General features: G+C 67.0%; 9 protein-coding genes. All 9 read right to left on the reverse strand.

Features of this window, described 5'->3' with window-relative positions; genetic code table 11:
* Window positions 1-759 (reverse strand): SDH family Clp fold serine proteinase (locus VI238_RS11750; RefSeq protein ID WP_331651543.1); only part of this gene is annotated, 759 nt, incomplete at its 3' end.
* Window positions 756-1,754, reverse strand: a complete 999-nt coding sequence (locus tag VI238_RS11755; RefSeq protein ID WP_331651545.1) for an ATP-grasp domain-containing protein — start codon at window positions 1,752-1,754, stop codon at window positions 756-758. The genes VI238_RS11750 and VI238_RS11755, both read right to left, overlap by 4 nt.
* Window positions 1,755-1,917: 163 nt before the next feature.
* Window positions 1,918-2,100, reverse strand: a complete 183-nt coding sequence (locus VI238_RS11760; protein ID WP_331651547.1) for a hypothetical protein — start codon at window positions 2,098-2,100, stop codon at window positions 1,918-1,920.
* Between the two features lie 156 nt (window positions 2,101-2,256).
* A complete protein-coding gene (locus VI238_RS11765) occupies window positions 2,257-3,078 on the reverse strand; it encodes a helix-turn-helix transcriptional regulator (RefSeq protein ID WP_331651549.1) in 822 nt (273 codons plus the stop codon).
* Between the two features lie 256 nt (window positions 3,079-3,334).
* A complete protein-coding gene (locus tag VI238_RS11770; protein WP_331651551.1) occupies window positions 3,335-5,398 on the reverse strand; it encodes a hypothetical protein in 2,064 nt (687 codons plus the stop codon).
* A 310-nt stretch (window positions 5,399-5,708) separates the two neighbouring features.
* Complete coding sequence (locus VI238_RS11775; protein WP_331651553.1) at window positions 5,709-7,610, reverse strand: hypothetical protein; 1,902 nt, start codon at window positions 7,608-7,610, stop codon at window positions 5,709-5,711.
* Window positions 7,611-7,767: 157 nt separating this feature from the next.
* Window positions 7,768-9,147, reverse strand: coding sequence for a hypothetical protein (locus VI238_RS11780; RefSeq protein WP_331651555.1), 1,380 nt, complete (start codon window positions 9,145-9,147; stop codon window positions 7,768-7,770).
* A 334-nt stretch (window positions 9,148-9,481) separates the two neighbouring features.
* On the reverse strand, window positions 9,482-11,155 hold the full coding sequence (locus tag VI238_RS11785) for a hypothetical protein (protein WP_331651557.1): 1,674 nt from the start codon (window positions 11,153-11,155) through the stop codon (window positions 9,482-9,484).
* A gap of 158 nt (window positions 11,156-11,313) precedes the next feature.
* Complete coding sequence (locus VI238_RS11790) at window positions 11,314-12,768, reverse strand: hypothetical protein (protein WP_331651559.1); 1,455 nt, start codon at window positions 12,766-12,768, stop codon at window positions 11,314-11,316.
* Between the last annotated feature and the right edge of the window lie 345 nt (window positions 12,769-13,113).

Genomic DNA, 13,113 nt, shown 5'->3' on the forward strand with positions numbered 1-13,113 from the left:
GCTCGCGAGATGTTCGCGCAGGCACATCGCCAGCGCCCACGCGGCTTCCTCCACGTGCGTGTCACGCGCGACATTGAGTCCGAGGCCCGCGAGCTGCTGCGCGGTGATCGCGTAGTTGTGCGAACGATATCCGCCCATCAACTCGCTGACGATGCGCTCGCGTTGCGTCGAAGACGCACGGCGCAACGGATGCGCCATCAGCTCGAGGGCCGTGTCGTGCATCTCCTTGCTGGCCCGGTAGAACATCGTCAACGCGTGCGCCGAGACGGACGCGCACAGGAGTCGCAGCAGTTCGACGCCGGCCTGCCGGCGGTCGATCGAGAACCACGCATCCGCCATTTCGGAGAACGAGGTGACATCCAGCCACGACAACGACGATGCCTCACCGCCCACCGCGCCATCCAGATGGGGATCGATCGGCGAAAAGATCGCGAGATCGCCGGCGACGATCTCGTCTGCAGCCAGCGCGAGGAGCGTTCCGCTGGATTCGCAATGGTGGGGCACGATGAAGGCCAGATGGCCCGCGACCGACCTCAACATCAGCGCCACCCGACGGGCATCGTTGACCACGCCGCCACGCGTGATCAGGACGACGTCGAGCCTGTCCGTTCGCCCGATGCTCATGCACGCCTCGTGGAGGTCGGGAAGGATGTCGCGATCGATCGTCGTCGCGAAGAGAACGAGTACGGGGTTGCCGCGCAGCCGCTCGATTCGCTCGATCGCCGACCAGGACGCCTGCGCGATGGCGTCCGCGCTCATCGCGCGCCCCACGCGAGCAGGTCGGCCACGGCGCTCGCCAGGTCGAGCTCGGGCACGAGTTGCTGCACGTAGAGAAACTGGCCCGCGGGATTGTTCTCGAGGAAGACGTATTCGCCGCCGGGCGTCACGACGAAGTCCATGGCACCGAACGCCAACCCGTAGCTCGCCACGAATGCCAAGCACGCCGATTCGACTTCGACCGGCAGGTCCGCGGGCTCGTAGCGGATCGGCGCGCTCATGTCGCGGCTGTCGATGCGCGTGCGCTCGTCGCTTTGCGAATCGAGCCGTACCGCGAACACGCGGTCGCCGATCACGGTGGCGCGAACCTCGTACTGCTTGTCCACGTAGGCCTGGAACAGGCACGGCACTTCGGACACGGCCGAAAGCAGCACCTCTTCGCCGGCGCCGATCACCGTCGTCGGCAGCACGCCCGTCGTGCGCGCGTCCGCCGCAACGGCGCTCGCGCCGAGATCGGACGCCGACATCGGCTTGTACACGACGGAGCCGTGCGCGGTGGACTTGAAGCGGATCGCCGCCTGCGGCCGATTCGTGATGATGGTGGCAGGCGTGCGGAACCCGAATCGGGTTGCGCGCCGGAGTTGTTCTCCCTTCCAGATGGCCCCTCGCGATGCGGTCGGGTGGTTCATCCAGAAGCAATCCAGGCCGAGCAGGAGGCTGGACAGCACATGCTCGGCCTCCATGCGCGCGAACGCGAGCTCCTGCGCCGGCAGTTCGCTCGAGAACGAGAAGTCGGCGTTCTTGCGCGTCCAGACCGACCGAACGTCCTTCAGATCGAGACAATCGCCGGACGGACGATGAGTCATCGCGTCGCGACCGGCGCACGAACCGCCATGGACCACGTCGTAGTCGCGCGGAAACGCGTCGAGATCGAGCCGGAAGGGATCGCAACCGCGCTCGTGCAGGAGCGGCACGATGGCGTCCACATGCGCATCGAGGCTGTTGGAGACGACGAGCGTGCGCATGGCCGCGCTCATGCGGACCGCACCTGCGCCGAAGGTCGGGTGACCGCGGCGTCGCGCTCGCACAGCGACGTCCTGTTGGCGGGTCCCTCGTGTCGCCTGCAAGACCCCACCCGGCATGCCGGGTGGGGCAGGTGCGTCGCAATGCGGGAGGGCCCGCGAGCGCACGCCTCCTTCATCAGCAGTACACGCCGCCGTCGGTGCGCGGATTGATGCGGTAGCGCACGTCGCCGTCGAGGCCCGTGCACATCGCCGCATTCGCCACGTCTTCGCGAACCTTCCACGTGGTCTCGTCACGGACTTCGTTCTTCGAACCGGCGAGCTTGAACGCGAACAGCTTCGCTTCCTTCTGCGTTTCCATCTGGATCACCTCGGGTCTGGCAGTGGTTGGGAACGGGCAGGCGAACCTCTGCGCGAGGCTCCCGCCCGGATGCCGCTGGAGCGGCGTCGAAACATTAGAATCCGACGACACGCTGCGCAATGACGAAAATTACGAAAATCACGATGTTCCGATTAATCATTCCAGGCGTTGGCCATCGTCGACATGCGACCGGCGCAGCGACGACGCCGGCAAGCCGAATTGGCGAAGAAAGGTACGCGCGAACGCCGCCGTCGATTCGATGCCGAGGCAGTGAACGATCTGGATCGTCGACAACGTGGTGTCGAGCAGCAGGCGACGCGCCTGGGACATGCGACATTCGATGCGGTACTGATGCGGTGGTCGACCGAAAATGCGATGGAACAGCGCAATGAAATGGCTCGTCGACATGTGCGCGATGGCGGCCACCCCGGCGATGTCGAGCGAAGGATCGTCGCCCCAGGCGAGCACCGCGCGCGCACGTGCAAGCCTCGAGTACTGCTCGAGACGTCGCCGGCGCGTCCTTCCCGAGCAGGATCGCGCAAGCCCTCTCGAGCGATGCAGGGCCGCGAGCGTGGCGGCCATTGCGCGGCGCGCGGCCGCCACCAGAGCGTGCTCGGCGGTATTCGCGTCGGCGAGCATGCGCGAGAGCGCGCGCATGGCGTCATCGATGCGCGCGTCCTGGCCCACCACGCCTGGAGGAGCGTCGGACGCCCGCGACGGCATGAGTGCGGCGGCTGCCGCGCGCGCTCGCTTCCAGCGCGTGATACGCAACAGGCGCGGGTTCCATCCCGCGATGCACGCGAGCCGCGGCGCTCCTTCGGACGGGCATACGATGGTCGTGCCGGCCGGAATCCTCAACCGATAGTCACGGTAGTCGACACGGACGAATCCTTCGACGACGTGCACGATCGCGCCTGCCCCGGCGTCGATCGCTTGCTCCCTGGGATGGAGCAGCTCAAGCGTCCAGCGCTCGCCCAATGCCCGGCGACCGTCGTCGACCGACCGAGCGATGTCGGTCGGTGCCGACTTTCCGGGCAGGCGTTTGTGCACGTTGCGATGCGATGCGGAGTCGGCAAAGGGTGGGACGGAGGGCGACGCGATCAGAGCGGATGTGCAAGGTGCGAAGCGGATGCGCGTGGATGCGCGCACGGGCCAGCGAGGTCCGCCGCGGCGCCTGTAGCGCCGTGCACCGCCGCACGGGTGGCGCAAGGCGATGTCGATTGCACGGCTTCGCTCACTGTTCGTAGCCGTCCGCGAAGATCCGGTCGACGCTGCTGTCACCATCCCACATCGGACCTTCGTCGGTGACGTGGATGCCCTGCACGTCCTCGCGGAACGGCGCTGCAGAGCCGCCGTCGATCGAGATGCTTCCGCCGTGGGAATCCATCCCTTTGGCGAAGACCAGATGCGCAGAGCCGCGCAAAGGGTGTGAAATGTCCAGGTACCAGTGTCCTCCGTCTTCGGTCAGGCTCGCCGACAGGTGCGGCTCGCCGGCGTCGTAGCCCGTGAGCACGTTGAGGAAGTAGCTCTCCGCATTGCCGGCATCGTCGAGCTCGACCCGGAATTGGCGCAGGGGATAGGGCGCCGGATCGCCCGGCTCCCGCGGCGGCGTCTCGTCGACGACACGGAAGTCCGGCACCCGCGGGAGCAGCGTCACGAGCTCGCTCGTCTGCGCGCCGACGAGGGCGGTGATCCGGTTGCCGGCGATCACCGGCGCTGTCTCGAAATGCGTGATGAAACTGCGCACGACGGACGAGGCGGACACGTGAGGCCCATCCCATAGCCAGTTCGGCCCCAGATAGAACGGCCTCAGCGAATCGGAGGAAGCACGAATGCGATCGAGGGCGACGAGCGCCTGCATCGGGCGAATGAAGACGAACTCGCGCCATACCTTGTCCGCGTAGGGCCAGTCGGCCCGCGTATCGAGCCCATTCCTGTACGCGCCGGAATAGTCCGTGGCGACGAACAGGAATTGCTCCGAATGCTGCAGTCGCTTCACGTCGGGCAGGCTGCGCGGCTGGTCCGCGTCCGGGTTCCCGCCTGGAGGGATGTACTCCGGGCCCGCGCCGATCCAGACGCCGGTAGTGCGCCCCTGCAGCAGCAACGTGTTGTGCGCCGGCGCTTCACCCGTGTCGACCACCACCGCGCTTCCGCTCGGTTCGCCGTAGGCGACGATATCGTCGGAGTAGCCGTTCGTCTCACGCGTCATCCAGCGCCCCTTGCGCCAGAGCTGGAAGCTGCCCGCGTCCCAGTGCCGATGCTCGATGCCACCCGGCGTACCGAGCTGCAGGTGGACCTGGGTGGCATCTGCGGCATGCGAGGTTCGCGCGTCGACGACCTGCGCACCCGGCGCGTAGTAGTCGAGAGGCAGGCCCGCGAAGTCGCCCGTTCCCGCTCCGGAGTCCAGCGCCTCGAAGAGCCAGCGGCGGCCGGCGTCCGTCAGCGCCGACCATCCACGCGCGTGCCGCGCGTTCGAAGGCGCGCTGCGCGACGCCATGAACCGGATGAAATCACCCAGGTAGGTGCGCGCATGGATGACTTCGCCGTTCTGCAGGAGGTCGTCGTCGCTGAACGGAAACAGGCTGACTTTGTTGATCGGGTATCCCGTGATCGCGGAGGGCCCGGGCGTACTGCCGTAGATCAACGCGTAGATCGCTTCGCGGAAGAACGGCGTGTGTGCATACGGGTCGTAGCCGAAGTCGGCAGCGCTCGCGAACGGAATGATCGGATACGACAGGCTCACGACGCCGTAGGTGCTGCCCTCGACGAACACGCCGCCGCGACCGAAGTGGCCGTACCAGTCCCCAAACTGCCTGCCGAAACGCTCGTCCAACGCTTCATCGATGAACTCCTGCGCGCGCGGATTGATGCCGTGCGTCGCTATCCCCCACATCAGGAGGTTGCGCGTTCGACCCCACCAGTAGTTGTTCGCCTCGTCCGAGGCGTTGCCGATGTCGTCCGCGAGTTCGCGGTCCATGTAGCCGTTCCAGCGATCGACGAGCGTCGTGCGTTCGTCCGGGGTGAACGAAGCGAAGCACCAGTCGAAGATCAGGAGCAGATCCTCACCCTGCTGGCGCACATCGTCGCGAAAACCGCCGGGCCCCGGGCTTGCCTGCCACGCCGCCATGTAGCGCGCGGCGGTCTCGCAGTCATCGGTACGACCCGTCAGCACGCTGCGCAGTGCCGCCTGGTAGTGACTGGTCGGCGTGAAAGGGCGCGTCGCGAAGTAGTCTCGCGCCTGCTGCAATCGCGTTGGATTGGAGAACCACAGCCGCGGATGGGTCGGCGGAATGTTCAAGGACGCCGCCGATGCCACGCCCGCCGACCATACCCATCCCATCGAGAGGAAACCGACGACCATCCGTCGAAAAATGCCTTCGACGCAACGCCACGCACAAGAGAATGACTGCACGGATACTCCAGGATGCATCAATGCTCGGAGCCGCTCGCTCCTCGCTCACAACGACGGAAACGCCGTAATCCGGCGCAGAGCGCCATGTCCGGGACGGTCCGCTGAGGGATGGGCGAGAGCGCGCGCGAACTGGGGATGCCGGCTCGCAGCCGGCATCCCGCATCGAGCGAGGCCCGTGACCGATGGACTGCGCCGCTCAGCGCTCGCCGACCTGCCGCTCGATCGCTCCGAGGTCGCGCGGACCAAACCCGTCCGGCCGGGCCGGAAAGTCGACGGTTCGCGTCCGACCGTACATGTCCTCGCCGCCACGAGCCTGGGCGAAATCGACACCGAGGGAGTCGGCCCTCAGCGTGTAGTTGTTGCTGTCCCCGTTGAAGGTCGGCCGGCCGAAGACGAGCGAGTCATTGGTGCGAAAGTAAACGCTCGAATAAAGCAGCCCCGAGATCGGCGTGCCTCCGGACTCCAGCGGGTCCGAAATGAACAGATTGCTGCCCGGCTGATCCACGATCGAGTCGTAGAGGAAGAAGTTGAACGAACCGTTTTCGAACACGGTCGGGCCTACGTCATTCTTCGCGACGGTCGAGGCGTTCATCTCGAACAGGCAGCCGTCGCACTGCGAGAGCACCGTCCCGATGGTGTTGTCGACGACGAGCGCCTGCGACACGACCAGCGAAGGCGTGGGATAGCTGCCGCTGTTGCGGACGGCGAAGACGCTGGCGATGGCATTGGCGAAGATCGTCATGTCCTTGATCGCCATCTGCGCGCCGTTGCGGGATTCGAACAGGGCGCCCTGATCGCTCACATGGCCGTCTGCGAAGTCATCCACGTTGTTGTGCACGACGCTGCAGCCTCGATCGAAGTTGCACACCAGGCGCGTGGTGGAGCAGGAAGGATCGTTCCGGAACCGTGCCCCGGGCCCATCGAGTGCCACGATCGTTCCGCTAGTGTCGGCCACGTTGCTCTGGAACACGCCACCCCACGCGCAGACATCGGACACGTCGTCGCCATGCAGCGGCGCCTGGTCGCGGCGTACGTAGATTACGCCGCCGCGATCGCGCGCACGGTTGTGCGTCATGGCATTGAGGTGGTCGTTATCCCGGGACGTCATCGTCACGACCGAGCGGCCTTGGGAAAGGCCCAGGCGCGGATGGTCGGTCAGCGCGAGCACGCCGCCGTTGCGGGCCTGGTTGCCTTCGAACGTGCTGAATGACCAGGACGTCTCGACCGGCGACAGGTGCATCACCACCGGAGACACCGCCAGGATCGCACCACCGTCGCCACCGCTGCGGTTGTCCGCCATCAGGGCGCGATGGCCATCCATGACCAGCATCGACTGCGGATTCATCGCGATGCCACCACCACCCTCGGTCGCGTCGTTGGACGAGATGTCGACGTCCTCCCACACGGTGAAGCCGGCCGTGCCCGCGCTCGACATCAGGAGAACGCCACCACCGACGGTGTTGGCGTGGTTCTCGGCGATGCGTGTCGTCGCAATGTTGAGGGAGATGCCGCCGCTCTGCGCGAGCAATGCGATGCCGCCGCCCATCCCCGCGTTGTTGCGGTCGACCAGCGAGTCGGTGATGTTGAGCACGCCGTTGCCGACGAAGCGGATGCCGCCGCCTGCAGCCGTCGCGCTCCCGGTCGCGTCTCCACGCGTGAATCGCAGCTTCTCGATGGTAACCACGCCGCCGTTGAGCGTGAGCACCGGTGCTGCCGCACCACCGTTGCCGTGCAGCTCGGTCATTCCTTCCGGCGAGACATCCCAGCAGTCGTCGAAGCCGCCGACGATCTTGACATCCTGCGCAGGCGATACGAGGGCCTGGTTCTGGTAATAGCCACCGCCGACGTCGCGCGTAACCCAGATCTCGTCGGGGCCCGGGTTGCGCGCTGCCGCGGTGAGGGCCTGCTGCACCGTCGGGAAACTGCAGTTGTTCGACAGCCCGCTCTTGCCCACCGTGTAGATGAAGGCATGCGCGGGAGCGGCGACGAATGCCGCAGCCACTACTGCGGCCGGCCAGAGCCGGCGTGGCAATCGCATCGACCTGATCCATCCCATGGCGCGGACCGGCGTGTGAATCGATTCCAGCATCTCGTGCATGAACGCTCCTGTTGCGGCGCGCTCGCACGGCGCGAGCGCTACGGGACCTGCACGGTCAGGAACGTCGATTCAGCCTGGGCAGCGCCAAGCACCATGCGTCGTCTTCCAGAAGGCGACGACGAGCGAGCCAGCGCTCGTCACGGCCGCCCGTCGGGCATCAATCGAGGCCGTCCCTGAACACCCGATCGTCCGCATGCGCGCAATCGGCGATCGGCTCCGCATCGAGCGTGCGCGACGTCGTCGATGCGGCGGCGGACGACAGAGCGACCGGCGCGACCGCCGGCTCCCACGCAGGCCACGAGTCGATCCCGTCGACGACCGCCGAGAAGCCGTCGTAGGGTTCGTCGTCGCATAACAACGACGCGTCCGTGACCGCATCGATGCGGTCGATCGATTCGAATCGGAGGCCGTCGTCGTCGCGGGCGCCCCCGACCGCGATCACGCGCCCGTTATCACCCGCCGCAATGGCTCCGGTCGGAAAGTCGAGATTTCGGGTGCCGAACCGATGCTGGCTGCGGATGCCGAGTTGCGCGTCGACGCGAATGAGGGCTGTGCCGCGGTCGGATGCTTCCGAGTTGGCTTCGCCGAACAGCAGCAGGCCGTCGGAGCCGTCCGTCGCGACGTCGGCGACGTTGAAGAACGGGATCAGCGTCCGCACCGGCATGGGTACGAAAGCGGAACTCACACGCTGCGTGTAGAACACGTTCGGGCCGAACACGGTGCGACGTCCCGCGATTACCCATCCGCGCGAATCGGCCAGGATGCGCTGCGCCGATGCGCGGATCGGGGAGGCAATTGCATGCCCCGCCACATGCGCGGCCGCGAACGTGCCGGCCGCGTCGAAGCCGACGATGCCGTCTGCGAATGCACGGCCCGTGCCCGCCTCGCGGCTGACTTCCAGCAGCAACGCGCTGCCCGTCGCCGTGAAAGCGATGTCCGCGCCGCGCTCGTCCCACGCGGGCGTGCCGATCGCATGCGCGTCGACGACGTCGCCGGTCGAGCCGTCGATCCGCGCGAGCAGCGCGTCGGCCGGCTCCAGCGTGCCATCCACGATCCGCTGCACGCCGCCCGTGATCGCGACGGTCCCGCCCGCCGCGGGGCGGAACGCGGCGTTCGTGATCGATACGCCATCGATGGAGAAGATGCGCGACCAGGTCGGACTCAGCGCGTCGTCGAGACGGACCACGAAGATCGCCTGCGAAGCCTCGAAGTCCTGTGGATCGGACTGGATGCCGGCCACCAGCACGGCGGCGCCTTCCAGCACGACGAGACCGCGCGGCGACCAGGATGTGCCGGCGGGTGGATCGAGGGCGACGGCGGCGACGCGCCGGCCCCCATGCGTGCGCAGGCTGAGATACGGCGTCTCGCGGTTGTCGATGTCGATGTGGGAACCGAGCACGATCCAGTGGCCGTCGCCGCGGTCGTCGGCGTCGACGACGTGCAGGTCGACGCTCGCCGGATCATAGGCGACGGCGTCGTGGAATCGCCCGGCCTCGGCCCGCGCCGACGACACGAGGCAGCACGATGTCGCGACCAAGGCCATCGTCAGCGCGAGCACGACCGGCGAGCGCGATCCGGCGCGTCGACGTTCTCGCGACGAGCGGTCAGCGTCATCACGACGGCCCGAAGGCAACACGGCGTCATCGAGTCGCGGATGGGGCGCGCCGGCGAGTCGATCGATGGGAAGGCGGGACAACATCATGTGCGGCATCCTCGTATCCGGTGGTGCGGTTCTCCTGCACGGCGGCCGCGTCGGAGATTGCGCATCGACCGAAACGACGATTCGGCCGAGAGCACGTCAGCGGCCGTGCGTATGCCGGTCCGCTTGCGCGTCGTCGCGCCGCAGCGGCGATCGCAGCCCGGGCCATCGGTCATCCAGCGCCCGCCTCGAAGGCATTCCCGAAGATGGTGTCGTCGACCAGCGGGTTCTCGCACGCACCGATGTCGCGCGCGCCGCCGATATTGGTCCTGTGGATGTTGTCGACGACGCGCGGCATTCCGAAGATGTCGAGCATCGGCGCCACATCGCCGGCGTGGTCGATGCCGAGCGCGTCGGCGCGCAGGCAGATCGAGTCGGGCAGGAACCGCACCTCGCCCTCGACGATGTCGGCGCCCGCGTTCGCGCCGAGGCGATGGGGCGAGAGCACGTTGCGCAGAAACGTGCGATCCGGCAGGTCCGATTCCAACAGCAGCTGCGGGCGATCGACGATCGTGTCGTCGACGACGAGCCCTCCGGGCGCCACGCCGAGGAACGTCGGCGATGCGGCACTCCCGGTGATCGTGGACGCTCCGATCCGTACGAAGCCGCCGTTCAACGCTTCCGCGACGTTGTCCCGCAGCGTGTTGTCGACCACGGCGGTGTTGCTCGCCGTGATGTTGGCGCCGCTCGACGTCGCGCCGAGATTGGTCGAGAAGATCGACGACGACGCGTTCTTCTCGATCCACACGCGATCGACGACGATCGCCGCGCCCCCTGTGGCCCTGAACAGCGGATAGCCATCGCCGGGCGAGTTGTACGACACGCTGTTGCAGCGGGATCGGCCCGCAGGGCAGATCGGTGCCGGTGCGCTCCAGTCGCAGGCCGTGTTCAGTTCCAAACGTGCGTTGCCCTTCACGTCGAACGTCGGGTACGCATGCATCGCATCGCCGTTGGCGTCGATGCGCAGGTTGCGCGCGCACAGGGCGATCGGTCCACCATCCGAATACATGCCGATCGCGCCCTCGTCGTTCCCGATGATCGTGAGCGGGTCGCTCGGGGTGATTGATTCGAGGTGGCTGGTGCGGGCCGGCAGGACACCTGTCTGGCCGATCACGATGCCGAAACCGCGGTTGTCGCGGAACACGTTTCCGGAGGACGCCACGTCGACGGATGCACCATCGTCCAGAATCAAGCCGCCGCCGCCGTTTTCCGAGAACTCGTTGTACGTCGACGTGACGCTGAGCGTCACCGGGCCCTTCATCAGCGCACCCCAGATGTGGTTCCGCGAGATGACGACGCCGCCCTCGAGGCTCACGAACGCCTCGCCTCCGTTCGTTTCCACTTCGATGCCGGAGGACCGATTCTCCACGACATGCGTGTCGCGAAGGCCAAGGACGCCGTTCCCCTTGTAGTAGATGCCTCCGCCGTTGTACGTCGACGAGCCCCTGATACCGTCGCGCAGCACGAGTCCGCGCAGGTTGACCACGCCATTGCCGCGGATTCTCAGCGTGGGCTGTTCCTGCGTGCCGCCGGAGATCGTCGAACGCCCGCTCGGTTCGGCTGCGTCGCAGCTTTCGTAGCCACCGATGATGTCCAGGTCGGCATTCTCGACGACGAGGTTCTCCTGCCAGACCTTGGCGGGATCGCCGTCGTTGGAGATCCGGATGACGCGGTAGCCGCCCAGGTTCTGTGCGTAAGCGATGGCGGCCTGGATGGTGTGCTTCATGCATGCGGCATCGGCGCCTACGCTGATGAAGTCCTCGGCGCGTGCAGGTGATATCGCCGCGGCGAACGCGCTCGCACCGGCCAGGAACGCGAGGATGCGGACGGCATTGAAGGTTTTCATGTCGACTCCGTGTCGAAGCGCCGATCGGCGAACGGAAAGGAGATCAAGCCGCGCCGTCGACGGGCCGGGGTCGCCTGGCGACTTCCCGTTCAACGGCGCCGCGCTCGCGCTGAGCGCGGGTTCCCGCGAGTTCCATCGTTTCCACGTGGTGTTCGCTGTCATTGCACGTAGCCGGAGAGATGGGTTGCGTTCGGCGTGGCCGCGATGTCGAAGCCGTCGTTGAAGAGCGGCAACACGTAGCGCGTCGCCGCGAAGGCGGTATTGCGGCTGACATCGGGGAGCGGCGCGCCGACGGGGATCGACCCGAAGAAGTACAGGTAGTCGCCAGCCAGCAGCAGGCTGTGCGGTGCGGGGGAGACGATCCCATCCTCGGGCGCCGTCGCCACGGCCTGCCGAAAGATGCCGTTCTGCCCGTACGCGTCATCAAGGAGCCCGTCGGCGCGCAGCATCACCGTCATCGCGACACGCTCTTCCTCGGCCGCCCAGCCACCGATCAGCACGCGGTCGCCGTCAACGATCCGCACATCCAGTGCCGCCTGCGATCCGGCACCGAGCACCGCGTCGTCGATCTCCCGCCGGCCGTCGACGGCAAAGGCGGTGTCGAGGCGACCGTCGGCGTGCATTCGTGCAATGCCAAGGTGCACGTCGATATTCGACGAGGGTGGCGACACCGGGCCAGCGATCACGATCCGGCCGAGCGAGTCGACGTCGATGCCATGCGCGTAGCCGCTGTCGCCCGAACCGAAGTTGGCGAATGCGAATCCCGTCCCTTCGGCTCCGAAGGCGACGTCCAGCGAGCCGCCTTCCTCGACGTGCGCGACGAACATGTCGAGATCGGCGCTGGTCGCGTGATGCGCCGACCCGACGATGAGAACGCTTCCGTCGTCGCGTTCGTACGCGTTGTTGCCGAACGCGAACACCGCGTCTGCGGCCGTCCGACGCGCAGGCGCGATGCAGATCGCCCCATCGCCTGCGAAGCTCTCGTCGAACGCGCCATCCGCCGTCAGCCGCGCCACGCCGGTGCACGCCGACGTATTGGACATGGCATACCCCACGACCAGAATGCCGCTGTCGCGGAGCGGCAGGAGGCGCATCGGCCGGAAGATCGTGCCTCCATCGAGGAACGTTTCCGCCTTGAGAACGCGCAATCCCGCATCGCCGAACCCCGCTGCGTAGGCGCCCCGCCGGTCTAGCTTGGCGAGCACGCCCTCGTTGCGCAGCGTCGAACCGAGGACGAGCAGGTTGCCGTCGTCGACGGCCGCGATGCCGACCAGATCCGACGCGTCGCCGAGGCCCATCACGAAACGTCCACTGCCCTCGGGACCGAACGACGTATCGGGGCTGCCGTCCGCCGTGAACATGGCGACGGCGAAACGTCGCTCGGCCGCCAGGCCATTACTGGTGACGCCACCGAGCAGCAGCCGCCCATCCGGCATGCCGACGGCCGTCGCCGCGGCGTCCTTGGCACCGTCGTCATGATCGATGCGCATGCGCGCGATGCCGTCGCCCAGCCCACCGTACGCGGGGTCGGGATGAGGCGGCGTTGCAGCAGTGCCGAAAGCCGACGTGCCGGCGATGGTTGCCGCGAGCGAAAGCCGAAGGAAGAATTCCATGGAGCATTCCACAGTGGGTTCGCCGATCAGAAACGTCGGTTCCATCACTGCAGCGCCATGCCGCCGTCGGCTGTGCGGTCCCCGGACGAAGCCTGTGCGAGCAATGCATCCGCCCGGCGGTGTCGTGGCTATCCAGCGCCGCTACGCGGCGTGCCGCGGTGCCGCGCGCAGCTTCCGCTCAAGCCGCGCGGCAGGACCGCGGCTCTCCCAGCAGATGTCGTGAAATGAGCTCCCGTCGCTGCTCGCAGGCGACGCGCCGCTCCAGCCAGTCCGCCCACTCTTCCATGGGGACGCTCAGCAACTCTGATATCGTATGTTCTATCGTGTCCAAGGCATTCCTGCACG

It is taken from the genome of Dokdonella sp., assembly GCF_036518555.1.
Lineage (GTDB): Bacteria > Pseudomonadota > Gammaproteobacteria > Xanthomonadales > Rhodanobacteraceae > Dokdonella_A.